The following is a 24,879-nucleotide window of genomic DNA, read 5'->3' on the forward strand; positions in this document are numbered from 1 at the left end:
GGCAGGCGGCCCCACTCCTGCCAGGCGGCGTGCGCGCCGCGCACCCAGCCCGGGGTGACGACCGTGCGGCCCGAGCGGCGGGCGGCCTCGTCCAGATCGCCGTCCTCGGCCGCCGGTTGTACGCCGACGCCCGCCATCGCGCGGCTGCGGCCGGTCGCCGGGTCGTACACGGTGACGACCAGGCCGCCGGCCAGCGTCGTCATGGTCGGCTCGACCACCGTCTGCACGGCCGCCGCCGCGAGATAGGCGTCCACGGCACTGCCGCCGCGCCGCAGGGCGGCCAGACCCGCCTGCGTCGCCGCCGGGTGGGAGGTCGAGATCATGCCGTTCCTGCCCTGCGCGGCCACGTGAGCCGGATTCGGGCGCGACGGGCGCGCGGGCACCGGGGTCATGGGGTCCTCCTCAATGAGACGTGCTCGGTGGTCAGGTCCTCCATACGGGGTACGCCGAGTAGCTGCAGCGTACGGCCGGCCTCCCTGCTCAGAACGTCCAGTGCCCGGCGCACGCCCCGCTCGCCGCCGGCCATCAGCCCGTACAGGTAGGCCCGGCCCACCATCGCGGCCGACGCGCCCAGGGCGCGGGCGGCCACCAGGTCGGCGCCGGTCGTGATCCCCGTGTCGATGAGCACCTCGGCGCGGTCGCCGACGGCGTTCACGACGGCGGGCAGGAGTTCGAGCGGGGTCGGCGCGCGGTCGAGCTGACGGCCGCCGTGGTTGGACACGACGACGGCGTCGGCGCCCGCGTCGACCACGAGCTCGGCGTCCGCGACGCTCTGCACGCCCTTGACGATCAGCCGGCCGGGCCACTCCGCCCGCAGCCAGGCCAGGTCGGCGGGCCCCACGGCCGGATCGAACATCGTGGCCACGAGCTCCTCGACCGTCCCGTTCCACGACGTCATCGACGCGAACTCCAGCGGCGCCGTCGTCAGCAGGTTGCCCCACCAAGCGGGGTGGCGCGCCATGCCGGCGAGCGTACGCGGCGACAGCGTGGGCGGGATCGTCAGCCCGTTGCGCACGTCCCGCATCCTGGCGCCGCCGACCGGCGTATCCACGGTGAGGACCAGCGCCTCGACACCCGCCGCCAGTGCCAGCCCGACGAGCCGGCGGCCCGCCTCGCGGTCGCGCCACAGGTAGAGCTGGAACCACACGCGCCCGTCCGGCACGGCCCGCACGAGGTCCTCGACGGAGGTGGTGCCCATGCACGACAGCGTGTACGGCACGCCCGCCGCCGCCGCGGCCCGTGCCACGGCCGTCTCGCCCTCGTGGTGCATGAGCCGGGTGAACCCGGTCGGCGCCAGGACGAGGGGCAGGGCGCTCGCTGAGCCGAGGACGTCGGCCGTGGTGTCCACCGAGCTGACGTCGCGCAACACGCGCGGATGGAACTCCAGGTCCCGATAGGCGGCCCTGGCCCGGCCGAGACTGATCTCGCTCTCGGCCGCGCCGTCGACGTAGTCGAAGACGGATCGCGGCACCCGGCGGCGCGCCAGCGCCCGCAGATCGGCGACGGTGTGGGCGCGGCTCAGCCGCCGCTCGACGGGATCGGCGACGAACGGCCGGCGCCGTAGCAGGGGCCGGAGCCCGGACCATCGCGGCAACTGTCGCTTCGACACCGCTATCAGGCCTTCCGTGTGGTTGCGTCGCGCCATTGTGCCGTCGCCGCGCCGCCCGGCGGACGGGACGCTGGTCGGAAAAGCGGGCGCCGATCTGCGACACCTGCATATGTCGGCGGAACGCCGCCCTTCCTAGTGTCAGCCGGGAACCAGCCCGTCATCCAAGGAGCCATCCCCATGGACGCGCGCGCCCTGCACCAGCACGCCACCGTCGTCGACACGCACAACGACCTGATCCTCCTGGTCGACCACTACGACCAGCGCTACCGGCGGCAGCACTTCGCCGAGTACTGGCTGCCCCAGCTCCGCGACGGCGGGGTGAACGTCCAGGTGCTGCCGATCTGCATCGAGGAGCAGTTCCAGAGCGAGGGCGCGCTGCGGCGCACGCTGCTCCTGATCGAGCGGATCCACGAGCTGGCCGAGGAGAACGTCGGCGACGTGGCGATCTGCCTCACCGCCACGGACGTGGACGCGGCCCTGGCGACGGACCGCATCGCCCTGATCATCGCGTTGGAGGGCGCGCACGCGATCGGCCAGGATCCGCGCCTCATCCGGACCATGGAACGCGTCGGCGTCCGGGTCGTGTCGATGGCGCACTACGGCCGTACGTTCCTGGCCGACGGCAGCGGCTTCGACGACACCTCGCGCAGCCGCCTGACCCCCCAGGGCATCGAGGTGTTCAAGGAGATGGAACGCCTGGGCGTCGTCTTCGACATCAGTCACCTCGGACTCGGCGGCGTCGAGGACGTGCTGGAGCTGGCCACCCGTCCGTTCCTGGCGACGCACTCGGCCTGCCTGGCGATCACCGGCATCCACCGCAACCTCGGCGACCAGCAGCTCAAGGGCATCGCCGACCTGGGCGGCGTGGTCAGCGTGGCGGCCGCGATCCCGATGTTCATCGACCCGGTCAACCCCAGCGCGGAGCGGGTCGTCGACCACATCGAGCACATGGCGTCGGTGGCCGGCATCGACCACGTCGGCATCGGGCCCGACTTCATCGAGGACTACTTCCAGAAGGCGTTCGACGGCTGGCAACTGGTGCCGGGCTTCGAAGGCGGCTTCACTCCGGCCGAGGTGGAACGTCCGGCCGACCTCCCCAAGATCACCGAGGAGATGGTCCGGCGCGGGTTCGCCGAGACCGACATCAGGAAGGTGCTCGGCGGCAACGTGATGCGCGTCCTGCGACAGGTCATGGGCGTACCCGCCGGGACGACGAAGGGGGATGCCCGTGACGCGGCGCTGACATAGGGGTACGGAAGGGTGTCGTGGACAACGATGACGAGCCGGGGGCCACCGCATAGCGTCATGTCGTGGACAACGAATTCTTGATCGACCAGGCCAAACAGAGTATCCGTGAGGCAGCCGACGCGTTCGTTGCAGGCAGGAACGTCGATGAGTGGCAGCGGGCGGCGCTGTCCCTGCAGTGGGCGCTGAACGGGCTCAAGCCGGTCCTGTCGAAGATGAGCCAGCAGGAGTGGCTGGACAGGCTCAACCGAGGCAAGGAGCCGTTGACGGGCGAGAAGGGCGGGCAGAAGTATCGGTCCGATGAGGGGTTCCGCATCGACCGTAAAGAGGACCCGGAGTTCAAGTGGCCGTGGGACGACAAGCCCCTCTTCTGAGCGCCTCCACCTGGTGATTCTGTGGTCGCGCTCGACGTCTCCTGGCGCAACCGCCTGCTGGGCGTCATCCGTCCCTGACCGCCCCATGAAAGTTTCGCGGCCACACACAGGTTGAACAGGGAGCCATCCCCCCTTTGTTGACGATTCATACCTCCTGGCGCACTCTGACTTCAGATTGATCGAGTTGTCGATCTGCTCGTCGTTCTTGTACTCGGACTCCAGGCCGATGGCCTGGAGCAGCGGCCCGAGCTGGAGGGCCGGCGGGCACCAGGTCGGGGTTGAAGAACGCCAGGTTCAGCGGGATGGCCAGCTCGGCCTCGCCGTCTTCGACCGCGACCTCGATGCCCTGGTCCGCGAAGGCCTGGAGCTGGGCGGCCGTGTAGCGGGCGGCCTCGGTCTCCAACTCCACCTCGCCGTGGATCTGGCTGTGCGCGCGGTAGCCGACGGTGGCGAACTCGTTGCTGAGGTTGGCGTTCACGTTGGACTTGTAGCCGGTGTAGAGGGGCAGGTTGACGCCCATGGCGGGCAGGAACTCGTGGTAGGTGACGTACTGCTGCTCGGCGATGACCACCCGCCGGGCGATCTGGAACTTGTCCTCCTCCGACAGCGACGCGGGCAGCAGCGACACGATCCGGTTGTGCTCGCGGGCGAACAGCGTGTGGGTCGCGGTCAGCGCGATGTTCTCGTTGGCCCGTACGTCACCGGCGACCATCGCGTTGTTCGGGGTGGCGCGCAGCCGGCCGTCCGCGTCCATCACGGGCGCGGTCGCGGCGTCGCCCCTGCTGGTGCGCCGGGGCAGGTACGCGCCCGGCAGCAGCAGGCGGGCACCGTTGTTGGCCAGGTTGCCGTCGACCGGCCTTCGCGCAGCCATTCGAGCCGCTGGTCGGTGCCGCCGTAGACGGCCCACGCGTCGAGGTAGGAGCTGACCGTGTTGGTCTGCTGACGCGGGTTGCCGGTGCCGGTGCCCGTGCCCGGGGTGGCCGCCGAGCGGCTGAACGCGATGGACCCGAGGTCGTTGGCGAAGCTCTCGACCGGGTCACCGGCGTTGAACGGGATGTTCGCCGCGGTCGCGGTCGGGCCGGCGCCGTCGCGCAGGCCCACCGTGTGGTCGAGGAACTGGCCCCACACGAAGCCCCACTGGGTGATCCGCCGCTCGGAGAAGACGTTCTGGTCCACGTCGTTGAAGACCCGGTTGCTGATGAAACGGCTGTTCGGGCCCGTACGGGGAGCGCTGACCCCGTCGGCGTAGCGGGCCGGCGCCACCCGTGAGTAGGCGGTGCCCACCTTGCCCCACGCGGGGGTGGCGACGTTGTTGCCGGTGCCGTCGAGCGTTTCGACCTCGAAGGGCACGGCCGCGAGTGCTTCGGGGGCGGTGACGACCCCGCTGAGGACGAGCAGCGTCACGCAGGCGATGGAGAACGACGTCCGGTGGCGGGAGCGGCGTCGGGTGACGGGATGAGGGTGCTGGTGCATCTGGCGTCTCCATGCGGTATTTTTTCGCGAACATCTGTCTCCGCGAGGGGTGCACCGTCTTCCTCTCCGGCGCGTTGAGAGAATGGCGGGCCGGGTCGCGGGGTCGTCATCCGGGAGCACGGTTTCCGGGAAACCACAATTCCTGGACTGACGAATCTTGGGACCATCCGGCGGTGTGCCGAGAGAACATGGAAGCTGCCATGAACCTCCAGGTGGAAAGCGTTTGCACGCATCGCGGCAATGCTGTTCTTCCACTCCTGGAGCGTCAATGGATAACTTCGGGCAAGTCACCCTTGGGGGCGATTATCCCCTAGGGGGAAATCGCATTAGAGGAATTGTCACCTGGACGGACCGGGGAAAGGCGCCGGCCGGGCGGAAAACGTTCGGGCGGGTGGTCGTCCGGACCTGGAACGTGCCGGCAGCGGAACGGGACCTGCGATCTCTCCCCGGCGAAAGCACTTCCTCGCGCCCGGCGCATGGGTGAGGATGGCACTGCTGGAGGCGGTGTCCTGCGCGAAGGAGACGCGGTGGGCTCTGAGGCGGCATCCGAACCATGGCAGGACGGGCTGGCGCTCGTCTGCGAGCAGGCCGATCGTATCCGGGCCGACCTGGGCGAATCCGGCGGGCTGGTCGACCGTGTCGTGGCCGGCGCCCGGGCCGGGCACGACGTGAAGGAGCCGCTCGACGCGCTGCACCAGGCGATCATGGCGACCGGTGACGTGCTCGGCGTGTACGGGCACTCGGCGCGGCACCACGGCCCGGCTGTGGCGGGCATCCCGCCGGTCCCCATGGACGTCGTCTACCTCTGCCCGGACGGGCACTGCTCCCGCTACGTATGGGCCGAGGACACCGTGGAGGTCCCGGTGTGCCGGATCGCCGGCCGGGCGCTGCGGCGGGACCGGTTGCCATGATGGGCGGGCTGCTCGGCGAGCTGGGTAAACGGCTCGCCGAACGCTGGTTGTCCCTGCTCGTCCTGCCCGGCGCGCGACGCCCCTTCTGGTGCGCGGTCTTGTCAGGAACCTGACGGTGGTGAGGGGGGCTCCGATCAGGTGGGCCAAGTCGTCGAACCGGACGGCGAGCAGCCCGGCCACCAGACCTGCGACCACCGCAGCCACCGCACCAGCGGGCTGGATGCCAGCCGGTTCCAGCAGCACGGCTGTGCTGCCGCCGATGACGGCCACGGTGGGCGGCAGCAGGTTCCGCACGGCAGGGCCATGCCCGAGCGGTTCCTGACCGGCTCCGAAACAGCTGTGTGGTCGGGACTGCAAGAAGTGCGACAGAGCCGTTTACAGTCCTTGGTGCGGTTTGGGGTCGATGCCCGAACCGCCAGTCATTGTGGGGCTCTGGCGGCCAGGCCGGCGATCAGCAGGTCTAGCTGGTAGGCGAAGTCCTGGGCTCTGCCGGGAGAGTGTTCGGATCGCAGGGTTCGGTGGAGATGCGGCAGGGTGTCGGGGCGTATGTGTTGCTGGAGCCAGTTGTGTTCGTCCTGGTCCACTTCGGGGTTGATGGTCCAGGCAGGCTGGAGCTGAATGGCGCCGAAGATCTGTGCTGTCAGGGCGTCGGCGCTGCGGCGGGCGTCTTTGGGCTCGAACCCGGCCGCGTACATGGCGGCGAGGATCTCTTCGATCGGGAGAAGGCCGTCGAGGGACCGGGGACTGCCCAAGCCGGTGGCGATGATGGTCACCACGATGGGGTTCGCGCTGAAGACCTGGTGCATGCTGTGGCCGAGCACGCGCAGCCGTTGGGTCCATGGCAGGTCGCGGCTGGGCAGGGTGATGCAGGAGAAGGCGTGTTCCACCATTCCGTTGATGATCGCGGCCTTGTTCGGCACATGGTTGTACAGGGACATCGCTTCGACGCCTAGTTCGCGGGCGACCCGGCGCATGGAAAGGCCGTCGAGTCCCTGTTCTCTTCCTAGCTGCAGCGCCGCGTGGATGATCCGTTCCTTGGTCAGGGGTTGACGCCTCGTCTCCACCGCACCTCCTCAAGGAGAAACCTATCCTGCGTGGTCGCCGGCGTTGACCGGCCCTCTACAGAGGCTGAAAGTTCGGGGTTTCATGTCGATCTCGGGTTCGGGATCAGGTCGGTGTGTGCCAGGAAGGCGTCCAGGAGGTCGGCGCGGTACTGCAGCTGCTTGAGTCGGCTGCGGATGATCGCGGCGAGCTCATCGAGGGTGCACGGGGCCAGGTTGCCCAGGCCGCGTTTGAGGTGCGACCACACCATCTCGGCGGGGTTGAGCTCAGGCGCGTAGGTCGGCAGGCGGAACACCGTCAGCCACGGGCGCGCATCGATCAGACTCCGCATCCGGGCGTCGACGTGGATGTTGACGTTGTCCCAGATCAGCACGATCGGGCCGCCGAGCTGGTGGTGGACGGCATCCAGCAGACGGGCGTAGTCGCTCTCGTTGAACCCTTTGCGTTCGTTCTTGCGGCGCCGGTAGATCCTCATGCGGTAGATGAGCCGGGTCCGCTGTCCCGGCTTGAGACAGATGAGCCCGGCCAGGTTGACCCGTCCGGAGCCCTTGCCCGAGACGGTGACGGTGGGGGTGTGCCCGCGGCGGGACCAGGTGCGGGCCTTGGGTGGCCTCAGGGACTGGCCTGCTTCGTCGGCGAAGCAGATCCACGCGTCCTGGTCCCGCGCCGTTGTTCCGCCAGCGGCCAGGTGTCCTTCACCCAGGTGGCGATCGCCTCTTCGTCACGCTCGGCGGCGCGGCGCCGGGCAACCTGCGGGCTCCAGCCCAGCCGATGCAGCAGATAGGAGATCCCGCGCGGGGTGTAGGAGACATGGAACAACCTGCCGACCAGGACCGTCACCCGCGCCAGTGTCCACCGCTGATCCTCGGTCCATCCCCACACGGCCGGACCGGCGTCCAACACCGCCTCCAACCGCTCCATCTGCGTATCGTTGAGCCGGCAGCGCTGCCCGCCCGGTCCTTTCGACTCCAGCGCCTCGGCCCCTGACGTGCGCCAGGCCCGGTGCCAGACGTAGGCCGACTTGCGTGAGATTCGCAGGCTCTTGGCCACCTGGGGCGGCGACATCCCCGCGGCGAACAGCCCGGCAGCCTCCAAGCGGACCTGTTCACGCTTGGCTCGCGCCGCCGGGGTCAGACCACCACCATCCGGATAACGCATCCCACCGACATACTCCCGAACCCCGCCGCAAGCATGCAACCAAGCGGTGACACCTCAGACTTTCAACCTCTGTACTTGCACCTGTATGCTCGGTGGCACTTACAGGTGTAAGTATGGAGCTGCCGGATGAATCAACGATCCCGCGCTTCGTCGCGAGTTTCTCAAGGAGGGAACGCATGAACGATGTGCACCGTCGTGGATTCCTGATCGGCACGGTCGCGGCCGCCGGGCTCGCCTCGTCCCCATCGGCGTCCGCCGCAATAGCCGCGCGTGTGCACGGCGTTCAACCCCCACATGACATCACCCCCGGCGACCTCCGATACGCCGATCTCGTGCGGGGCAACAACCATCGATTCGTCGGCACGCCGACCTACGTGCACGTCGCCACATCAACCGACGAGGTGGTGGCCGCGGTGGAAAAGGCGGTCTCGGCCGGGAAAAGAATCGCTGTACGCGGCGGCGGACACTGCGCGGAAGACTTTTGGGCAAATTCGTCGGTACGAGCGGTCGTCGACCTGTCGCAAATGGCCGAAGTCTCATACGACGCCAGGCGCCGCGCATTCGCGATCGAGAGCGGCGCGATGCTGGACGGTGTCTATCGCACACTGTTCAAGCGGTGGGGCGTCACCATACCGGCCGGGTCAGCGCCGACTGTCGGCGTCGGCGGGCATCTCTGCGGCGGCGGTTACGGTTCGTTGTCCCGTAGGCACGGCTCAGTGGTCGACCACCTCTACGGCGTCGAGGTGGTCGTCGTCGACAGAACAGGTCGCGCCCGCACCGTGGTCGCGACCCGGGAAGACGCGGATCCGAACAGAGATCTGTGGTGGGCGCACACGGGTGGAGGCGGCGGGAACTTCGGCGTGGTGACCAAGTATTGGATGCGTTCACCAGGTGCCATCGCCACAGATCCCGCTCTTGTTCTCCCGCGACCGCCTTCATCGGTTCTGATCAGCACGATCGTCTGGCCATGGTCGAGCATGGACGCGCGGTCCTTCGCCCGGTTGATCTCCAATCATGGCACCTGGCACGAACGCAACAGCGATCCGGATTCCCCTTACGCAGGTCTGTACAGCGTGCTCGCCGTGACCCACCGGTCGGCTGGTGCTCTCGCCCTTTTCATCCAGTGCGACGCCACGACCCGGGATGGCCGGCGGCGGTACGACGAGTACGTCTCGGCCATCTGCGATGGCGTAGGAGTCACTCCCATTGCGCCTGAGCCCAGCATCGTGCCCTGGCTGCACGCCACGGTCTGGCCCGGCGACCGCGACGGTGGTGACATGCTGACTCGCCGCTACAAGATGAAGGCGGCGTATTTACGTAAGTCCTTCACCGATCGGCAAATATCCACTGCCTACAGACACCTGTCCAGGTCCGACTTCGACAATCCGCAGGGCGTCATGCTGCTGATCGGTTACGGCGGCAGGGTGAACGCGGTCGCGTCCTCAGCCACCGCCGTGGCACAGCGCGACTCGGTGTTGAAAGTGGCATACGAGTCCTTCTGGGCAACCCCGCAGGACGACGCCAAGAACATCAGCTGGTTGCGGGAGTTCTACTACGACATGTACGCCGACACCGGAGGCGTACCGACATCGGGCCCAATCAATGACGGCAGCTACATCAACTATCCCGACAAGGATCTCGCCGACCCACGCTGGAACAAGTCAGGGGTTGCATGGTCGACGCTGTACTACAAGGACAACTATCGGAGACTCCAGGAGGTGAAATCCCGCTGGGACCCGCTTAACATCTTCCGCCATGCCCTTTCCATCGAGCCCTTGGGGGAATGACGTCACCAGCAGCAGCCCCCCAGGGGGAGGCGAGGGAAGCTTATCGTGAAACCCCTGAAAGTCATTGATCTTGCTCCGCGTCCTCCGCGCTACGAACGACAAGGCAAACACCTGAACCGACAAGGCCGCCGCCTGTGGTGTCGACATGCTCCTGCTGCTCCCCACCGCCAGCGCGGTCGAGCACAGCGGACCGAGACCCTCCCGGCACGCGAGCGGCGACATCGCCACCATCGCCTCGGCCATCGCCGGGGTGGACCCGGCCCAGGCTCCGAACATCGCGCGCCTCGGCGACGAGTTGGTCTCCGGCGATGGCGCGGAGCGGGCCAACTGGGCTCTGGACGTGCTGCTCGACGGCATCCTCGCCGCCGGCTGAGCATCAGGCGGCCGCGCCGACGGCCGACGACGCGTTGCTGCTCAATGCCGATCGGTACTGAGGAGTACAGTTGTGGCATGGGTGACTCCCGGAACACTGTCATGGGCCGGCCCCGGGAATTCGACATCGACGAGGCGCTGGAGCGCGCCATGCAGGTGTTCTGGGAGCGGGGATACGAGGGGGCGACCCTCTCCGATCTGACCGGGGCCATGGGGATCACCAAGACGAGCATGTACGCGGCCTTCGGCAACAAGGAACAGCTTTTTCGCAGGGCGCTGGAGCGCTACGTCGAGGGGCCGGCCTCCTACGCGACACGCGCGCTGGAGGAGCCGACCGCACGAGGGGTGGCCGAGGCGATCCTCCGTGGAGCGGTTCGGACCACGACCCTGCCCGAAGGCCCTGCCGGATGCCTGACCGTGCAGGGCGCGCTGGCGGCGAGCGACGGAGGCCGACCCGCGCACGATCTGCTCGTCGGCTGGCGCAACGATGCGGGCCTACGCCTCGAGGAGCGCTTCCAGCGCGCCGTCGACGAGGGCGACCTCCCGCGCGACGCCGACGCTAGGCGACTCGCCCGGTACATCATGACGGTGGCGTACGGCATCGCCGTCCAGGCCGCCGGCGGCCTCGGTCACGACGAACTCCAGGACATCGCCGACACGGCACTGCGCGGCTGGCAGCCATAGCGGGTGCGCGACTGCGCCGACCTGAAGGATGCGCAGGCGTCCGACACGCATCCGCGCAGAGCCTCACCGAGGGCCACGTCGGCCGCGCTTACCGGATCGCTCTCTCGGCGAGGAGGCGTTCTTCTCACGACGCACCGACTTATGTACCGCTTGGAATAGAAGTCGCGGGATCAAGGTTGCCCCCTTCAACGATGGCGTCGTGCGTCATCACCATCCGGCAGAAAGGTCATCATGTCCGACATCGACCTGCGCGACTTCTACCAGCGCTACATCGAGGTGCTCAACGCGCACGAGTTCGACCGCATGGACGAGTTCGTCCACGAGTCCATCGTCCTGCACAGCGAGCCGAGCTCCCGCGCGGCCGTCGTCGCGCAGTTGAACGGCATCGTCGACGCGGTCCCCGACTTCCACTGGGAGACCCAGGAGCTCGCCATCAACGGCGACAGCCTCGCCGCCCGTCTGATCAACACCGGCACCCCGGCCAAGGAGTGGCTCGGGGCGGCTCCCACCGGCAAGTCGATCGAGATCGTCGAGTACGCCATCTACAGGATCCGCGACGGCAAGTTCCTGCACATGTCGGCCATCCACGACGCCGAGGCCCTGCAGAAGCAACTCGCAGGCTGACCCGGTCAGGCTCGGCCAACACGGAGCTCGACGCGGAGCGGGTTGGTCTCACAGGTCTCGGCGCATGCACACGCGGGGCCATCGATCCAGGCCGTGTGCGGCCTCATGGCGGCGTACGGCGCGCAGGCCGGGTGGCAGGCGGGTGTCGTCGAGGGGCACGAACCCGCAGCGGGCGTAGTAGGGGCCGTTCCACGGCACGTGGGTGAACGTGGTGAGGGTGAGTGCCGGTATCCCGGCGGCTGCCGCCTGACAGGCAAGGTGGTCGATGAGGCGGCGTCCCACACGGCGGCGTGCGCTGCGTGGATGTACCGAGACCTGCTCGATGTGGAGATTGCCGTCGACGAGGTCCGCGATGAGGTAGCCGACCGGCACGTCCGCGGGGTCAACGGCGACCCAGGCCCGGCCGGCGGCGAGGTAGCGGCCGAGTTCGTCCAGCGACAGCGGCTCGTCGTCGGCGATCTCCGGCATGCCGATGTCGAGGAACCAACGCCCGGCGGCGCGCTCGATGTCTCGCAGGAGCGGAAGCTCTGTCCGGCGAACCGGTCTGATCTGGATCAGATCGTCGCGGCCGGTGGCGGCGCCGGGTGCCTCGAGACGGCGGTCAGGGCCGAGGGGGAGAACCGATCCGGGTGCGGAACTCGCCGCCGGCAGTGGCCAGCGGTCGTGTGATGGGGAGTGCTCAGCCATGAAGGCCCTCCGCGGCGACGGTGTCCGGTGCCGAAGGCTGCTCGGAACGGGCCGGCGCGTGTCGTACCAGCCCCAGCACCGCGCCGCCGGCGACCACGGCGACGATGCCACTGAGCAGGAAGACCCCATCGAGCCCCGAGGCGTAGGCGCTGCGCAGGAGGTGTCCCACGGCCGATCGCGTGCCGGTGGAGGCTTGGGCGAGCAGTTCCGGGTACGCGCCGCCGGTCAGCTCCTTGGCCACGGCGCCCGGGTCAGCGAATGAGCCGCTGCCGGCCAGCACACGTCCGGCCTGTCCAGCGGACACCGTCGCGGAGAACCGACTGCGCCCACAGCGAGACGAACACGAGATGGGCGAACGCGGACGCCGTCAGCGCCGCCCCGGCGAACATGAGGGCCGAGAAGGACGGCTGCCGGAACAGCGACAGATCCATCATCGGATGGGTGCGGCCCCGCTCCACCAGCAGGAAAGCCACGGCGGCAACCGCTCCGGCGACCAGGACGCCGACCGTGACCGGATCCGTCCAGCCATGCTCACCAGCGCGGATGAGGCCGTAGACCACCAGGGTGGCGGCGAGGGTGAACGCGGCCGTCCCGGGCAGGTCCACCCGGCCGCCTGCCGGACCACGGGCCCCGGCGATCGCGCGCAGGGCGATCCATACGGCGACGACGGCGACCGGAAAATTGACCAGGAAGATCGCTCGCCAGCCCACGTGCTCGGTCAGCAGCCCGCCCACAATGGGCCCGGCCGCCGCGGCCGCGCCGTTGGCCGCCCCCCACACGCCGAAGGCCACCGATCGGTCCCGGCCGGTGTAGGTGCTGCCGAGCAGTGCCGCGTTGGTGGCGTACATGGCCGCGGCGCCCAGACCTTGCACGCCCCGGGCGGCGATCAGCACGCCGGTGTCGGGCGCCATCCCGCAGGCCAGCGAGGCGACCGCGAAGATCACCAAGCCGGCGACGAAGACCCGGCGCTGCCCGAGCAGGTCCGAGATCGACCCGGCCGCCATCATGAGGGCGGCCAGCACCAGCACGTACAGGTCAATGGTCCACTGCAACGCCGCGAACGACGCATGCAGCGCGCCGGCCATGGCGGGTGCCGCGACGCTGACAATGGTCAGGTCCACCAGCAGCATGAACGTGCTCAACGAGATGGCCAGCAACGGCGACCACTTACGCATGATCCCTTACCTCTTCACGATGGCGATGTCGCGGAGAGATTGGCAGACAGCCCGATCGGCAGGCGTCTGGGGCGCCGAACATGGCGCTATCCGACACACTGTTACGGTCTTTCGGTGGATCCACTCACGCTTGACGAGCTCGACCGGCGGCTGGTGCACGCCCTGCAGATCGACGGCCGCGCGGCGTTCAGCCACATCGCCACCGTCCTGGGCACCTCCGATCGCACGATCGCCCGCCGGTATCGACGGCTGCGCTCAGCAGGGGCCCTGCGGGTGGTGGGCCTGCCCCACGGCCGGCTTCTGGGCCACGTCGACTGGCTGGTCCGCCTGCGATGCACGCCCGACGCGGCCACCTCCGTGGCAGCCGCACTGGCGCCGCGCCAGGACACCTCGTGGGTCAGCCTCATCTCCGGCGGCACCGAGATCACCTGCATCACCCGGACCAGCGGCGCGGCCAAGGACGGCGACCTGCTGCTGCAGAAACTGCCGCGCACACCGCGCATCACGGCCGTCACCGCGCACTGCCTGCTCCGCGCCGTGGCCGGGACCACCGGCTGGCCAGGCCGCACCGCCGCCCTGAGCCCTCACCAGATCGACGACCTGCGGCCCGCGTCAACACCCTGCCCCCGCACCGATCACCCCGTCGAGCTCACCGACGCCGACCACAGGCTCCTCGCGGAACTCGCCAAGGACGGCCGCGCCGGCTACCCGGACCTGGCCGGTGCCACAGGCTGGTCGGAGACCACCGTCCGACGCCGCCTGGACCAGCTACGCCGCGCCAACATCCTCTACTTCGACGTCGAGATCGACCCGCTGCTGTTCGACCAGACCACCGAAGCCATGCTGTGGCTCACCATCGCCCCGGCCGCGCTGGCCACGGTCACCCACGCCCTGTCCACACACCCGGAAATCGGCTTCGCCGCCGCGACCACCGGGCCGGCCAACGTGGTCGCCTTCGTCGTCTGCCGCGACGCGGACGCCGCCGCCGCGGCCAGCGCCATGACCTTCCATCCGCCCAGCGAGGGGCGGCGGCCCCGGGTGAGCCGGGCGCGTACCGCGGCCACCTGCTGCGGGGTGGGTGGCGGGCCGTCCGGCGTCACCCGGTCGATGAACTCGAACTCCTCATCACGCCTCCACCCCCACCGTCACACGCAGCTTGGTCCTGGCCCGGTTCAGCCGTCCCCTCAGCGATCTTCAATACGGCGGCCACCTCCGCGTGGTTCAACCCGCCGTACGCGACCAGCAGCACCACGTCCCGCTCGCCTGCTGAGAGCCCGGCCAGCCCCTTGGCCAGCCGCCCGACCGCCACCTCGGCGCTCAGCCGATCGACCCACCGATGAAGCCGGCCCGTGTTCCCGGAGCCGCCTCCCGTTCATCGGCGAGCGTAGCCGGGGGCGTGCTCCGGGCGGGGTCCGAAGCCGATGAAGCGGGCGGGGAGCTTGCGGAACCCGGGGATCACGCGGCTGAGGAAGAGCATGGACTTCGGCGGCCCGGAGCGCTTGCCCGCGAACTGCTTCTCGAACATGACCCGCTGCAGCAGCCGCTGACCGTTCTGCACGATCACGGTGGGCCGGTACCTGCGCCGCTGCACGGCCGCGAGATCCGCGCGGGTGACGGCGTGCCGGCGTAACGGCCCGGCCAGGATGGTGCCGGCGGCCACCGCGTCCTGGATGGCCAGGTTGATGCCCACCCCGCCGGCCGGCGACATGGCGTGCGCGGCGTCGCCGATGAGCAGCAGCCCGTCGAGATGCCAGCGGCCGAGCCGGTTGAGCCGGACGTCGAGCACGTGCACGTCGTCCATGCTCGCCAGCCCGCCGACCCGGTCGGCGAAGTCCGGGCGCAGGTGGGCGACGCGCTCGCGGAACCGCTCTATGCCCTCGGCCCGCAGCCGCGCGTCGGAGCCCTTGGCGGTGAAGTACGCCACCTGGTAGTAGTCGTCGCGGGCCAGCGAGATCAGCGCCTCGGGGCCCCGCGCGACCGGTGTCACGGCGGCGGGCGCCTCCCGCTCGCCGGCCGGCCTGGGCAGGCGGAACCACCAGACGTCGAACGGCACGCGGAACTCCCTGGGCACCAGGCCCGCGTCGCGGCGCAGCGTGGAGTGCCTGCCGTCGCAGGCGATCGTCAGCTCGGCGCGGATGCGCCCGTCGCGGCCGTCCGCTGTGCGATACCGGACCCCGGTGACCTTCTCGCCGTCGCGCAGCAGCGCGGTAGCCTCGGTGTTCATGCGCAGCGTGAACCCGGGCTCCTCGCCGGCCGCCTTGGCGAGGAAGGACAGCAGGTCCCACTGCGGGATCATCGCGACGTAGTTGTACGGCTCCGGCAACGCCTCGAAGTCGCCCAAGGTCACCATGCTCCCGTCGGGCGCGGGCAGCGCCAGGTTGCCCAGGCGGCTCTGCGGCAGGGCACGGAAGCCGTCGCCGAGGCCGAGCTCGTCCATGAGCCGGACGGTGGCGGGATGCACGGTGTCCCCGCGGAAGTCGCGCAGGAAGTCGCCGTGCTTCTCCAGCACGGTGACCCCGATGCCGGCGCGGGCCAGCAGCAGGCCCAGCATCATGCCGGCCGGGCCGCCGCCGCACACCAGGACGCCGGTGCTCTCGTCGACTGTCATGACTGTTCCTTCCGGCGGAGTCCGTACTGGCCGAACAGGGCGATGACCGCCAGGCGCAGGGCCACGTTGGCCCAGATCGCGGGGTCAGCCGTGGCGCGGGCGAACGCGTACGCCTCGACCGCGGCGGTGCAGGCGTGGAACACGATCATGGTCCACGTGAGGAGACGCGCCGCCTCGGGATCCCGCAGGTCTCTGCCGGCGTACGACAGGAACGCCATGGCCAGTTCGGCGGCTCCCAGGAGGTAGCACACGAGGTAGGCGTCCGGCGTGACGCGCACGCCGACCGCGCCGGGGATCAGGCCGGGGGCGGCGATGAGCACCGCACCCGCGGCGAAGGTGACCAGGGCGTGCAGGGTGAGCAGGACGCGGAGGTTCACCTCGGTTCCCGCAGGCGGGTGCGGGCGGCCTGCCGGTCGTTGAGGTGCGGGTAGGGCTCGTCCGGTACGGGCACGCCGAGGAAGTCGCACAGCGGCCCCCAGCCCTGCCCGCTCTCGTAGGTCAGGACGCGATCCGCGGGGAGCGCCCCGGTGACGTCGGCGGTGTGCCGCCGGAACATCTCCACGGCGTGGCTCTCCTCGGGCATCGGGTCGGCCGGTGTCGTGCCGAAGGTGTCGCGCCAGATGTGGTCCAGCAACGGTCGTATGCCGGTGACCACGGGCTGGAGCTCGGCGGGCGCCGCGCCGGGGTCGTGCAGCAGCGCGAAGACGGTGTCGCGGAGGCTGGCGTACCAGGCGTGGGGGTCGCGCACGGTGAGGATGACCTTGGCGTCGGGGTATGCCTGTGCGAGCGGGCGCCAGAAGTGGGCGCTCGGCCAGTCCACCGCGGCCCGGTAGCCCCGCAGCACGGCGGGCCAGTCGACCGGCCCGTCCAGGGTCTGCCGCCACCGCTGCGCCTGCTCGGGATGGGCGGCGATGTCCTGCATGTGGTGGCAGGGAGCGAAGCCGAGCCGCTCCAGCGCCGCCTTCAGGGACGTGGTGCCGGTACGCGGCAGGCCCGCGCCGATCACATCGATCATGGCTGCTCCTTGGAGGATTTCATCGTTCGATGAAACTCTACTGGAGACGATACACATATGAGGTTCAGATAGGAAGCAGTACCATTGGACGCCGTGGACAAAGCCCTGGTGGATGCCGCGCTGGCGGCCTCGGCGCAACTCGGCAAAGACGTGGCCGAAGTGCCGCTGAGCGCGATCGCCGCAGCGGCGGGCATCTCCCGCAGCACCCTGCTGAGGCGGCTCGGCGGCTCCCGGACACTGCTCGACGAGGCGGTGCGGCGGGCCGGCGTCGATCCCGGCGGACGGCCGCCGGTCCGCGAGCGGGCGATCGAGGCGGCGGCCGTGCTGATCACGCGAGACGGGCTCGGCGCGGTCACGATGGACGCCGTCGCGGCGGCCGCGCAGTGCTCGCCGACCAGCCTGCATGCCATCTTCGGCGGCCGTGACGGCCTGCTGGCCTGCATGTTCGACCGCTACGTGCCGGTGCTCAGCCTGGAGACGCTGGCCGCCGGCTCCCCGCACTCGATCGAGGAGACCGTCCACGCGGTCTACGGCGCGCTCGTCGAGGCGTTCTCGCGGGAGCCGCGGGTGCTGCCGGCCATCTTCGGCGACCTGTTCAGCCGCCCCGACGGCACGGCCGCCCGGATGCTGAAGGCCAACCTGCCCAGGATGTTCGCCAGCCTCGGCACCCTGCTGACCTCACAGATCCAGGCCGGCCGGTTGCGGCCGATACCGCTGCCGCTGCTCATCCAGCTCATGGTCGGCCCGCTCGCCGGGCACATGCTGCTCCGCCCCGCGCTGCGGGAGGCGCTGGGCGACGACGTACTGCCGCCGGTGGAAGAGGTCTCACGGACCTTCGCCGAGGCGTTCCTCCGCGCCGCCACCCCCTGACGCAGGCCCTCTCGTGCCGGAGCCGCCAGGCGGGCCAGGGGCAGGCGGTAGGCGGGGATGATCGCCGGAAGGACGGGAACACGGCGGCCACCGCACCTCCCCATGTCTCTGAGGCTCGCCCTTCGGAAGGGGAGAGCCCACCTCAGGGGACCGCCACATTCCGGCACGCACCAGCCATCGGCGCAGCAGCGGGCTGACCGTCAAGCCGGTGGAGCGGATGCCGGTCACGCGGTGCCGGCGGAGGCCCAGGCGGTCCGTATGCCCGTCCCTTGCGTTGTTCTGTCACCATGAGCACCCATTTGCACACTCATGGCAGATCAACTACGTTCCTTGACCACTGTCAGTCGTTGTGTAGTGCGTGGAGTGATCAAGTGAAGAACCGTGGAACGAGAACCGGCATCGCTCTTGCCACGGCCATGGGCGCCCTGGGCTTTACCGCTGTGTCTCCGTCCTACGCATCCCCCACCCCGTCACCGTCCCCGACCGTCACCGCGACCCCGTCCCCGACCTCCACCGCGACGCCCAGGGGCCTCTTCACGCCACGGAAGTACAAACTCAGCCTCAAGGGGCAGCGACAGCAGACCAACTACTTCTGTGTGCCCGCCTCGTCCTCGATGAGCCTGTCGACCTTCGGCATCACCGTCAGCCAGTCGACCCTCGCCAAGAAGATGAAGACGACCGCCTCTGGCGGCACCAAGGGCTCGAACGCCCTGCCGGTGATCAACGCCTACGTCAAGTCGCGCGGCTACAGATACACGAGTCCGACCGACGCGGACGGCAACCCGATCGTGCTCATGAACCGAGTCTCCGGGAACATCGGCGACCTGCACCGGGCACCGGTGCTCGCAGTGTGGATGGAGAAGCTGCCCTGGAACAAGGGCAAGATCAAGGGCACCAAGGTCGGCCATGCGATCATCGCCTACGGCTACGACAAGACGGCGGGCACCATCACGGTCTACGACCCGTGGAAGCCGACCGGCGGCACGCACACCATCAGCGCCTCCACCCTGGCCGGCATCCTCCAGCCAGGTGGCAACATGTATTACGTCGCCAAACTCTGACGTTGCCGGCTCGCCAGGACGCCGGCACGGACGGCGTCCTGTGCGCGGGAGAAGCGTCAGGAACACCCCGGCCCGCGTCCGGATGCTGCGCTTGAATCACCTTGACGCCATGCTCCTGATGACGAGAGCCGTCGCATCGCCCACGGCTGGTGTCCACGGCGCAGACCACCGCATGACGGTCCGGCTCGCCGTCGATCTCACCGGCGGACGCGGCATCACCGTAGGGCATGGCGTGATGTCAGGAAGACGTCAGGCAGAAGGGGTGGCCGGCCGGATCCAGGAGCACCCGCCAGCGTTTGTCGCCGGGCTGATGGTCCGGTTTGGCCGCGCCGAGTTCCAGGGCCAGCTCTTCCATCGCATCGAGGTCGTCAGCGCGGAAATCCAGGTGGAACTGTTGTGGCACGTCCTGACCCGGCCACTGCGGAGCCCGGTATCCGTCAACCCGCTGGAACCCCAGATCACAGCCGGAGTCGTCCGTCAGAGCGACGAACTCGTCCGTACTGAAGAGTTCGCGCATCCCGGTCAGTGCACCGTAGAAGCCCGCCAGCGTCTGCGGGTCGGCACAGTCCAGAGTCACCCCTCGCAGTACAGCGCCTGGCACCATTCGCTCCTTCGCGTCCGCGCGTCTGTCTCCGTGAGCCGCCGCCGCACGCGATCACCGGCCACAGCCACACCGTACTCGCCACATCCACCGCTGAAGTAGCGGTTTTCCCCTGCCTCAGAGCTATGACCGGCGCTTTCGATACACGCCCTGGTGGCGCTTCCGCGGTTTTGCTCCTGGTCGCGTCAGTGCGCCCCGCCGGCGGCTGGTGAAAGCTCGCATAAGAGTGGCGACCGCCGAGGTGCTCTCGGCGATCGCCGGTTACCTCGTCATCACCTCGGACGACCCGCGCGAGGCAGAGTCGGCGATGCGCTGGATGCTGGGCGGGTTCGGCGGCACCACCTGGGGCCTGGTGCCGATCCCGGGAGCGGCGGTGCTGCTCGGCACGGTGACGCTGCTCGGCGTGTCGCGCCCGCTGAACTTGCTGCCGGCGGGGAGGAGGCGGCCGCCTCCATGGGGTTGAACGTGCACCGTTTCCGCGGCTGGCTGTTCGTGCTCGTCGCGCTGATGGTCGGGGCGGTCGTCGCGGGCTGCGAGATCATCGCGACGTGCGAGGCGCCGACCTCGTGGATCTTCGACCCGGCCCGCCGCGCCATGAACCGCTGTGCCGCGACGGGGAGCACCTGATCGTTGCGTGCGGCGAGGTGGTAGGAGGGAATGGTCTTCCACGCCGGGGCCCCGGACGGCTCCCCGAGCGTGCGTGTCTCGGCGGGCCGCCGGCCGGCCCGCATCAGGTCGGTGGCCGGCTTCGGCGCGTCGCCGGCGAAGTCGATGCCGCCGGCGAAAGGTAGGCTGCCCAAGATCACGGGGGAGTCCGTGGCGGACATTCCCGGGCGCGCCGGCGAGCTCCGGTAGGTGCGGCCTCGAGCGTCGGCCGGGCGAGGGCGTGATCGGGACGTCCGATGCGCGCCACAGGTTCACTTGCGCTCGACCAAGAAATCTTGATTGTGCCGATGCGGGGTGGCTCGTGACGCAACCGCCTGCGTGAACCTACTTTCGGTGATGACGCATCTCTCTGGAACCGAAGGACTCCCGTGCTGGATCGCATCCTGGAGGACGGCCGCGCGCCGGCCGCCACCGGTCTCATCCCGGCTGTCGGCGTGGCCGCGCACGCCGCTCCCAGGTTCCTCGCACGCGAGCACGAGCGATGTCTGCCGCTGCCGGAGCGCCTGCCGCGTTTCGGCTGACCGGCTGCCGATCGGCCGATACCGCCGTCTCGGGGCAGTGATGCGGACCCATGATGCCGCGCGATCGAGGCGGACACCGCCGGCCCGGCGGCACCGCACCGCGTACCGCCGCCGTGTGCTGACGCCGCACCGCTGACCGGGAGCACCACGGTCGGGTCCGGCCGGCGATCGTCAGGCCGTGAGCGGATCCGCTCCGGCGCCACCTGCGCGACCGACCACGTGAGCGGGCGGGCCCGCGCAGAGCCGGCGGCACGTTCGCGGGCGCCCCTTCGCCCGCTCGCGGACGCGTCCGCGAGCGGGCGGCGAGAACACAGGAGGGCAGGCATCGGCCTTCGCGCCGATCGGGTCGGCTGATCAACAGTTGACCTGGTCAAACTAGCTATTCCGGAGAGGCAGTGGTTGTAAGTATCCGGGGCGGCCGCCCGTTCGCATGGCGGGCCGGAGCCCAGAGGTCAGGGCATCGGCGGGCCGTCCAGCCGCTCGGCCTGGTGTGCGTCGATGTGATGTGCATGGCGTTCACCGCGGCCCAGGCGGAACAGGACATCACCCGAATCGCCATCGCGGCGATCGTCGTGTTCGCGCTCAACGGCATCGGCCGTGTCTACGCGCCGCGGGTCGTGCCCTCCAGCCTCGACCGTGGCCTCTGGGTCGCGGGATCCGGTCTGGTCACCGTCCTGGCGGCCTTCTGGGGTACGGCGTCACTCACCGAGGTCACGCTGTCCGCGCTGCTCTTCACCTTTCTCGCCCTTTGCGGCAGGAGCGTCCTCTGTCTCGTGGTCCGCAGGGCCCGTGAGCGCGGGAGGTCCGTCCCCACCCTGGTGATCGGCGCGGGCGCGCACGGTCACAGGCTGGCGGCCAGCTTGCTCGCCCATCCGGAGCACGGGCTTCTTCCCGTGGGCTTCCTCGACGAGGGCGCCGGCGAGAACCGCGGCCTGCCCGTGCTCGGCAGGCCGAGTGATGTCACCGACGTCGTCCAGGCCCACGGAGTGCGCGCGGTGGTCATCGCGGGGACGGCGCAGCGGTCGTTCGCACGGACGGCGAGGGCGCTGGGCTGCGAGGTGTATCTCGCGCCCGAGCCGGACGACCTGATCGTCGACTTCGTCACGCTGCGCGAGCACGTGCGTAGTTTCCCGTTGCTCCGCATGCGTCCGGAGGCGCAGCGCCGCGGTTCCTGGCCCCTGAAGCGCGCGCTCGACGTCGCGGTCGCGCTGGCCGGGATCGTCGCGACCGCGCCGATCCTCGCGGTCTGCGCCATGATGGTCCGCTCCGAGGTCGGCCCGAAACTGCTCTTCAGGCAGCAGCGCGTGGGTCTCAGGGGTGGGCCGATCGAGCTGATCAAGCTCCGCACGATGAGGTCCGCGGACCCGCACGAGTCCGCGACCTTGTGGAGCATCGCCGACGACCACCGGGTCGGCCCCATCGGCAGGTCGCTGCGCAGGACGTCGGCCGACGAGCTCCCGCAGCTCTGGAACGTGCTCAAGGGCAACATGAGCATCGTCGGCCCCCGGCCCGAACGCCCCCATTTCGTCGAGGAGTTCTCCCGGACCATCCCCGGCTACGACCTGCGGCACCGGATGCCGGTCGGGATCACCGGCTGGGCTCAGATCCACGGGCTGCGGGGTGACACCTCGATCGAGGACCGCGCTCGTTTCGACAACTACTACATCGACGAATGGACCCTCCGCTCCGACGTCAAGATCATGATGCGGACCGTGTGGTGCCTGCTGCGCCAGGGCGGGAGCTAGGCGTGGGCGCCCTCTTCCGGCCCAGCCTGCCGGCGGCCGTGCTGGTGCTCCTGACCTGCCTGCCCGTCAGGCACGACGACCTGTCCTCCGGCCTGCGGATGACGGCCGCCGACGTGGCGTCGGCCGTGCTGGCGGTGGTGGCGGTCGCCGTCCTGCTCACCCGCTCGCGGACGGACAGGCTGCCGGCCAGGGCCCTGGTGTTCGCCCCCGTCGCCGCCGCGGCCGGCATCTCGGCACTGGCTTCGTCCGACGTGCTGGCCAGCTTGCCGGGATATGTCAGGTACATCCAGGTGTTCGTGGTCATTCCGCTGGCCGTCTGGGTGACGGTCCGCGACCGTACGGACACGCTGATCGTGGGCGGGGCGCTCGTCGGAGCGGCCACGGTGCAGGGCCTCGTCGGCTGTGTCCAGGCGTTCACCGGCACCGGCGCGTCGTACGCGGGCGAGCAGGTGCGGGCCGTCGGCACGTTCGGCGCGCCGGATGTGATGGGCATGGCCAGCGTGGTCAGCCACGGGACGATCATCCTGCTGGCCGCGGGCCTGACCCTGCGGGGCCGGCGCCGCGCCGCCGCCCTGGGCGGGGCCGCTCTGCTCTGCCTCCCGCTCGCGCTGTCGCTCAGCCGCGGCACCTGGCTCGCTCTGCTGTGCGCCGCGCTGGTCGTACTCCTCCTGCACAGCCGCGTGCTCGCCGCCCGCGTCGTGCTGGCCGGCGCGGCGGGCGCGATCGTGCTGGCCCTCGGCGTGGGCACGGGGGCGGATGTGCTGGGACGGCGGCTGGACTCGGTCGCCTCCGCCGTGTCACAGCCCGACCAGTCGCTGCGCGACCGGTACAGCCTGTGGCGGACCGCCGTGGACATGTGGCGGGACCACCCGGTGACGGGGGCCGGCCCGCGCAGGTTCGCCCAGTTGCGCGACACGTACGCGCCCATCGAGTTGTCCTCCGGCAGCGACACCGACGACCCGGTCAACGGCTACCAGCGCCGGCCCCTGCTCTCCCCGCACAACATGTACCTGCTGACGCTCAGCGAGCAGGGGCTGCTCGGGCTGGCCGCCCTGGCCGGGTGCCTGGGGGCGATGGCGTGGTGGGCGGTACGGGAACGCTCGCTCATCGCGGCCGGACTCCTGGCCTGGCAGCTCGTCGACTTCGCCTACGGTGACATCGGCGGCGCCCCGACGCTGGTCATGTCCGTGGCGCTGGGGCTGGCGCTGTCACTCGTGGCCCGCCGCGAGACACCTCCGGTGCCCGGCCTCGGGCCGGTCACCACCGCCGTCGGCGGTACGCGATGACGACGGCCACCTCGCCCGCGATGAAGGCCATCGGCGTCACCGCCCTGCTGGTCGGACTCGGCTCCGTGCTCGGCTTCGTCCGGGACCTGATGCTGGGCACGACCTTCGGCGCCGACGCCGAGACCGACGCCTTCCTCGTCGCCTGGACGATCCCGGAGACCGCCGCGCCCCTGCTGATCGAAGGAGCGATGGCCTTCGTCCTGGTCCCGCTGTTCAGCCGGGCGATGGAGGCGGGCGACGACCCGCGGAAGCTGGTGTCGTCGACGCTGCCGGCTCTGTGCCTCACCCTCGCGGCGCTGAGCGCGGTGACCGCCGTGGGCGCGCCGTGGCTGGTCGGCGCCCTCGCCCCCGCCATCCCGAGGGCCGACCTCGCCGTCGACTGCATGCGCCTGACCTCGATCACGATCCTGACGTTCGGCCTGGCCGGATACATGAGCGCGGCCTTGCGCGCGCATCACGCGTTCGCGCCGCCGGCCGCCATCTACCTCGCCTACAACGCGGGCATCGTGGCCTGCGTGGGGGCGCTGAGCGGCCAGGGCGCCTATGGGGCCGCGATCGGCGTGGCCGCGGGCGGAGTCGGCATGGTGCTCGTCCAGGCCCCGGCGTTCGCCCTGCGCCTGGGGTGGCCCCGCAGGGCCGCCCGCGGCGTGCCGCTGCCGTGGGGCGCCTTCGTGCCGGTCGCGGTCTTCACGCTGGCGCGCCAGTGCCAGGTCTTCATCGAGAGGTACGTCGGCTCGTCGCTGGCCGAAGGCTCGATCTCGCACCTCAACTACGGCCAGAAGATCGCCCAGGTGGCGATGGTCGTGTCGCTGATCGCGGCCACGGTGAGCTTCCCGCGGCTCGCCCGCGCCATCGCCGCCGGAGACGGCGGTCAAGCACGCCGGACGCTGCTCGGTGACCTGGTCGCCGCCGCCGCGATCGTGCTGCTCGCCACGGCGGTGCTGCTGGTCTGCGCCCAGGACATCGTGACCGTGCTGCTGCGGTACGGCGCGTTCACCGAGGCCGACACCGTGGCCACGGCGCGGATCATGCAGGTGTACTCGCTGGGGCTGCTCGGCCAGGCGGTGGTCGGCGTCGTATGCCGCGCGTACTTCTGCGGCGCCCGCGCCTGCTGGTATCCGGCCCTGGCGATGGCCGCGGGCCTGGCCGCGACGGCCGCGCTGGCCCGGCCGTCGTGGGGCGTCACGGGGATCGCCGCCGCCAACGCCGCCGGGATCACGCTGACCGCCGTGCTGCTGCTCGTGCGGTTGCGGGCACGGATCGTCGCGCTGCCGCTGCGCGCGTCCGCCAAGCCGGTCGGCCTGCTGGTCCTGTCCGCGACGGCCGCCGCCGGGGCGGGCTGGGC

The 24,879-nt window shown here is 70.1% G+C and carries 31 protein-coding genes and 1 pseudogene; 16 read left to right on the top strand and 16 right to left on the bottom strand.

Going from position 1 to position 24,879, the window contains the following annotated elements:
- Together AB0I15_RS55905 and AB0I15_RS55910 are read right to left on the bottom strand one after the other, a co-directional pair.
- Positions 1 to 392 (bottom strand): gamma-glutamyltransferase (locus tag AB0I15_RS55905; RefSeq protein WP_358116298.1); only part of this gene is annotated, 392 nt, incomplete at its 3' end.
- Entirely contained in the window at positions 389 to 1,609 is a 1,221-nt protein-coding gene (locus AB0I15_RS55910; protein WP_358116301.1) for an alpha-hydroxy acid oxidase, read from the bottom strand. The genes AB0I15_RS55910 and AB0I15_RS55905, both read right to left, overlap by 4 nt.
- Before the next feature lie 177 nt (positions 1,610 to 1,786).
- Between AB0I15_RS55910 and AB0I15_RS55915 the strand changes: the two genes are divergently transcribed.
- On the top strand, positions 1,787 to 2,857 hold the full coding sequence (locus AB0I15_RS55915) for a membrane dipeptidase (RefSeq protein WP_358116303.1): 1,071 nt from the start codon (positions 1,787 to 1,789) through the stop codon (positions 2,855 to 2,857).
- Positions 2,858 to 2,919: 62 nt separating this feature from the next.
- Positions 2,920 to 3,228, top strand: a complete 309-nt coding sequence (locus AB0I15_RS55920; protein WP_358116305.1) for a hypothetical protein — start codon at positions 2,920 to 2,922, stop codon at positions 3,226 to 3,228.
- A 145-nt stretch (positions 3,229 to 3,373) separates the two neighbouring features.
- Here AB0I15_RS55920 and AB0I15_RS55925 read toward each other — a convergent pair whose 3' ends face one another.
- Positions 3,374 to 4,099 (bottom strand): peroxidase family protein, encoded by a 726-nt coding sequence (locus AB0I15_RS55925; RefSeq protein WP_358116307.1) that lies wholly within the window; start codon positions 4,097 to 4,099, stop codon positions 3,374 to 3,376.
- Positions 3,982 to 4,701, bottom strand: a complete 720-nt coding sequence (locus AB0I15_RS55930; RefSeq protein WP_358116310.1) for a peroxidase family protein — start codon at positions 4,699 to 4,701, stop codon at positions 3,982 to 3,984. Before AB0I15_RS55930 ends, AB0I15_RS55925 begins: the two co-directional genes overlap by 118 nt.
- 527 nt (positions 4,702 to 5,228) lie before the next feature.
- Here AB0I15_RS55930 and AB0I15_RS55935 point away from each other — a divergent pair.
- The gene (locus AB0I15_RS55935; RefSeq protein ID WP_358116312.1) at positions 5,229 to 5,612 is read left to right on the top strand and encodes a hypothetical protein; all 384 of its coding nucleotides are present in this window, start codon (positions 5,229 to 5,231) and stop codon (positions 5,610 to 5,612) included.
- Positions 5,613 to 6,031: 419 nt separating this feature from the next.
- On the opposite strand, the gene AB0I15_RS55940 is transcribed toward AB0I15_RS55935, so the two are convergent.
- The 3 genes from AB0I15_RS55940 to AB0I15_RS55950 all read right to left on the bottom strand — a co-directional run bounded on the left by AB0I15_RS55940 (position 6,032) and on the right by AB0I15_RS55950 (position 7,832).
- Positions 6,032 to 6,676 (bottom strand): TetR/AcrR family transcriptional regulator, encoded by a 645-nt coding sequence (locus AB0I15_RS55940; RefSeq protein ID WP_358116315.1) that lies wholly within the window; start codon positions 6,674 to 6,676, stop codon positions 6,032 to 6,034.
- Positions 6,677 to 6,756: 80 nt separating this feature from the next.
- On the bottom strand, positions 6,757 to 7,377 hold the full coding sequence (locus AB0I15_RS55945) for a transposase (RefSeq protein ID WP_358116376.1): 621 nt from the start codon (positions 7,375 to 7,377) through the stop codon (positions 6,757 to 6,759).
- Entirely contained in the window at positions 7,287 to 7,832 is a 546-nt protein-coding gene (locus AB0I15_RS55950; protein WP_358116319.1) for a winged helix-turn-helix domain-containing protein, read from the bottom strand. The genes AB0I15_RS55945 and AB0I15_RS55950 overlap by 91 nt, the downstream gene beginning before the upstream one ends.
- A 176-nt stretch (positions 7,833 to 8,008) precedes the next feature.
- On the opposite strand from AB0I15_RS55950, the gene AB0I15_RS55955 reads away from it, so the two are divergent.
- The 4 genes from AB0I15_RS55955 (at position 8,009) to AB0I15_RS55970 (ending at position 11,299) form a co-directional block, all read left to right on the top strand.
- The gene (locus AB0I15_RS55955) at positions 8,009 to 9,619 is read left to right on the top strand and encodes an FAD-binding protein (RefSeq protein ID WP_358116322.1); all 1,611 of its coding nucleotides are present in this window, start codon (positions 8,009 to 8,011) and stop codon (positions 9,617 to 9,619) included.
- Between the two features lie 145 nt (positions 9,620 to 9,764).
- Positions 9,765 to 9,992: a hypothetical protein gene (locus AB0I15_RS55960; protein ID WP_358116324.1), complete on the top strand. Its 228-nt coding sequence runs from the start codon at positions 9,765 to 9,767 to the stop codon at positions 9,990 to 9,992.
- A gap of 77 nt (positions 9,993 to 10,069) precedes the next feature.
- Positions 10,070 to 10,675: a TetR/AcrR family transcriptional regulator gene (locus AB0I15_RS55965; protein ID WP_358116326.1), complete on the top strand. Its 606-nt coding sequence runs from the start codon at positions 10,070 to 10,072 to the stop codon at positions 10,673 to 10,675.
- 231 nt (positions 10,676 to 10,906) lie between these two features.
- Positions 10,907 to 11,299, top strand: coding sequence for an ester cyclase (locus AB0I15_RS55970; RefSeq protein WP_358116329.1), 393 nt, complete (start codon positions 10,907 to 10,909; stop codon positions 11,297 to 11,299).
- Positions 11,300 to 11,347: 48 nt separating this feature from the next.
- Here AB0I15_RS55970 and AB0I15_RS55975 read toward each other — a convergent pair whose 3' ends face one another.
- Genes AB0I15_RS55975 through AB0I15_RS55985 form a run of 3 tightly spaced genes read right to left on the bottom strand, consistent with a single transcriptional unit; the run spans position 11,348 to position 13,161 of the window.
- Entirely contained in the window at positions 11,348 to 11,986 is a 639-nt protein-coding gene (locus tag AB0I15_RS55975; protein ID WP_358116331.1) for a GNAT family N-acetyltransferase, read from the bottom strand.
- A complete protein-coding gene (locus tag AB0I15_RS55980; RefSeq protein ID WP_358116334.1) occupies positions 11,979 to 12,227 on the bottom strand; it encodes a hypothetical protein in 249 nt (82 codons plus the stop codon). Before AB0I15_RS55980 ends, AB0I15_RS55975 begins: the two co-directional genes overlap by 8 nt.
- 10 nt (positions 12,228 to 12,237) lie before the next feature.
- Positions 12,238 to 13,161, bottom strand: coding sequence for an MFS transporter (locus AB0I15_RS55985; protein WP_358116337.1), 924 nt, complete (start codon positions 13,159 to 13,161; stop codon positions 12,238 to 12,240).
- On the opposite strand from AB0I15_RS55985, the pseudogene AB0I15_RS55990 reads away from it, so the two are divergent.
- Positions 13,054 to 13,935 (top strand): annotated as a pseudogene (locus AB0I15_RS55990) (AsnC family transcriptional regulator); the annotation flags it as partial. The gene AB0I15_RS55985 and the pseudogene AB0I15_RS55990 overlap by 108 nt on opposite strands.
- A 14-nt stretch (positions 13,936 to 13,949) precedes the next feature.
- Here the strand turns inward: AB0I15_RS55990 and AB0I15_RS55995 are convergent.
- The 5 genes from AB0I15_RS55995 to AB0I15_RS56015 form a co-directional block, all read right to left on the bottom strand.
- On the bottom strand, positions 13,950 to 14,261 hold the full coding sequence (locus AB0I15_RS55995) for a hypothetical protein (RefSeq protein ID WP_358116339.1): 312 nt from the start codon (positions 14,259 to 14,261) through the stop codon (positions 13,950 to 13,952).
- Positions 14,258 to 14,470 (bottom strand): sigma factor-like helix-turn-helix DNA-binding protein, encoded by a 213-nt coding sequence (locus AB0I15_RS56000; protein ID WP_358116341.1) that lies wholly within the window; start codon positions 14,468 to 14,470, stop codon positions 14,258 to 14,260. Before AB0I15_RS56000 ends, AB0I15_RS55995 begins: the two co-directional genes overlap by 4 nt.
- Before the next feature lie 63 nt (positions 14,471 to 14,533).
- Entirely contained in the window at positions 14,534 to 15,769 is a 1,236-nt protein-coding gene (locus tag AB0I15_RS56005; protein ID WP_358116344.1) for an FAD-dependent oxidoreductase, read from the bottom strand.
- The gene (locus AB0I15_RS56010; RefSeq protein WP_358116346.1) at positions 15,766 to 16,146 is read right to left on the bottom strand and encodes a hypothetical protein; all 381 of its coding nucleotides are present in this window, start codon (positions 16,144 to 16,146) and stop codon (positions 15,766 to 15,768) included. Before AB0I15_RS56010 ends, AB0I15_RS56005 begins: the two co-directional genes overlap by 4 nt.
- Positions 16,143 to 16,784, bottom strand: coding sequence for a sulfotransferase family protein (locus AB0I15_RS56015; protein ID WP_358116348.1), 642 nt, complete (start codon positions 16,782 to 16,784; stop codon positions 16,143 to 16,145). The genes AB0I15_RS56010 and AB0I15_RS56015 overlap by 4 nt, the downstream gene beginning before the upstream one ends.
- A gap of 93 nt (positions 16,785 to 16,877) precedes the next feature.
- On the opposite strand from AB0I15_RS56015, the gene AB0I15_RS56020 reads away from it, so the two are divergent.
- Complete coding sequence (locus AB0I15_RS56020) at positions 16,878 to 17,654, top strand: helix-turn-helix domain-containing protein (protein ID WP_358116351.1); 777 nt, start codon at positions 16,878 to 16,880, stop codon at positions 17,652 to 17,654.
- Between the two features lie 440 nt (positions 17,655 to 18,094).
- Positions 18,095 to 18,715: a C39 family peptidase gene (locus AB0I15_RS56025; protein ID WP_358116353.1), complete on the top strand. Its 621-nt coding sequence runs from the start codon at positions 18,095 to 18,097 to the stop codon at positions 18,713 to 18,715.
- Positions 18,716 to 18,953: 238 nt separating this feature from the next.
- Here the strand turns inward: AB0I15_RS56025 and AB0I15_RS56030 are convergent, their stop codons facing one another.
- Positions 18,954 to 19,292 (bottom strand): VOC family protein, encoded by a 339-nt coding sequence (locus AB0I15_RS56030; protein WP_358116356.1) that lies wholly within the window; start codon positions 19,290 to 19,292, stop codon positions 18,954 to 18,956.
- A 250-nt stretch (positions 19,293 to 19,542) separates the two neighbouring features.
- Here AB0I15_RS56030 and AB0I15_RS56035 point away from each other — a divergent pair, with 250 nt between their 5' ends.
- The 6 genes from AB0I15_RS56035 to AB0I15_RS56060 form a co-directional block, all read left to right on the top strand.
- Complete coding sequence (locus tag AB0I15_RS56035) at positions 19,543 to 19,779, top strand: iron chelate uptake ABC transporter family permease subunit (protein ID WP_358116359.1); 237 nt, start codon at positions 19,543 to 19,545, stop codon at positions 19,777 to 19,779.
- A gap of 2 nt (positions 19,780 to 19,781) precedes the next feature.
- Positions 19,782 to 19,943 (top strand): hypothetical protein, encoded by a 162-nt coding sequence (locus tag AB0I15_RS56040; protein WP_358116361.1) that lies wholly within the window; start codon positions 19,782 to 19,784, stop codon positions 19,941 to 19,943.
- A gap of 407 nt (positions 19,944 to 20,350) precedes the next feature.
- A complete protein-coding gene (locus AB0I15_RS56045; RefSeq protein WP_358116363.1) occupies positions 20,351 to 20,503 on the top strand; it encodes a hypothetical protein in 153 nt (50 codons plus the stop codon).
- A 509-nt stretch (positions 20,504 to 21,012) separates the two neighbouring features.
- Positions 21,013 to 22,248, top strand: a complete 1,236-nt coding sequence (locus AB0I15_RS56050) for a sugar transferase (RefSeq protein WP_358116365.1) — start codon at positions 21,013 to 21,015, stop codon at positions 22,246 to 22,248.
- Between the two features lie 2 nt (positions 22,249 to 22,250).
- Complete coding sequence (locus AB0I15_RS56055) at positions 22,251 to 23,534, top strand: O-antigen ligase family protein (protein ID WP_358116368.1); 1,284 nt, start codon at positions 22,251 to 22,253, stop codon at positions 23,532 to 23,534.
- On the top strand, positions 23,531 to 24,879 hold a 1,349-nt coding region (locus tag AB0I15_RS56060; protein WP_358116371.1), incomplete at its 3' end, for a lipid II flippase MurJ. The genes AB0I15_RS56055 and AB0I15_RS56060, both read left to right, overlap by 4 nt.

Source organism: Nonomuraea sp. NPDC050643 (genome assembly GCF_040654715.1).
Lineage (GTDB): Bacteria > Actinomycetota > Actinomycetes > Streptosporangiales > Streptosporangiaceae > Nonomuraea.

What these genes read in the sequence shown, in the direction of transcription:
- AB0I15_RS55915 (WP_358116303.1), top strand. Translation starts at nt 1,787, where the DNA reads ATGGACGCGCGCGCCCTGCACCAGCACGCCACCGTCGTCGACACGCAC.
- AB0I15_RS55925 (WP_358116307.1), bottom strand. Translation starts at nt 4,099, where the DNA reads ATGGCTGCGCGAAGGCCGGTCGACGGCAACCTGGCCAACAACGGTGCC.
- AB0I15_RS55930 (WP_358116310.1), bottom strand. Translation starts at nt 4,701, where the DNA reads ATGCACCAGCACCCTCATCCCGTCACCCGACGCCGCTCCCGCCACCGG.
- AB0I15_RS55950 (WP_358116319.1), bottom strand. Translation starts at nt 7,832, where the DNA reads ATGCGTTATCCGGATGGTGGTGGTCTGACCCCGGCGGCGCGAGCCAAG.
- AB0I15_RS55955 (WP_358116322.1), top strand. Translation starts at nt 8,009, where the DNA reads ATGAACGATGTGCACCGTCGTGGATTCCTGATCGGCACGGTCGCGGCC.
- AB0I15_RS55960 (WP_358116324.1), top strand. Translation starts at nt 9,765, where the DNA reads ATGCTCCTGCTGCTCCCCACCGCCAGCGCGGTCGAGCACAGCGGACCG.
- AB0I15_RS55965 (WP_358116326.1), top strand. Translation starts at nt 10,070, where the DNA reads ATGGGTGACTCCCGGAACACTGTCATGGGCCGGCCCCGGGAATTCGAC.
- AB0I15_RS55970 (WP_358116329.1), top strand. Translation starts at nt 10,907, where the DNA reads ATGTCCGACATCGACCTGCGCGACTTCTACCAGCGCTACATCGAGGTG.
- AB0I15_RS55975 (WP_358116331.1), bottom strand. Translation starts at nt 11,986, where the DNA reads ATGGCTGAGCACTCCCCATCACACGACCGCTGGCCACTGCCGGCGGCG.
- AB0I15_RS55985 (WP_358116337.1), bottom strand. Translation starts at nt 13,161, where the DNA reads ATGCGTAAGTGGTCGCCGTTGCTGGCCATCTCGTTGAGCACGTTCATG.
- AB0I15_RS56005 (WP_358116344.1), bottom strand. Translation starts at nt 15,769, where the DNA reads ATGACAGTCGACGAGAGCACCGGCGTCCTGGTGTGCGGCGGCGGCCCG.
- AB0I15_RS56015 (WP_358116348.1), bottom strand. Translation starts at nt 16,784, where the DNA reads ATGATCGATGTGATCGGCGCGGGCCTGCCGCGTACCGGCACCACGTCC.
- AB0I15_RS56050 (WP_358116365.1), top strand. Translation starts at nt 21,013, where the DNA reads ATGGCGTTCACCGCGGCCCAGGCGGAACAGGACATCACCCGAATCGCC.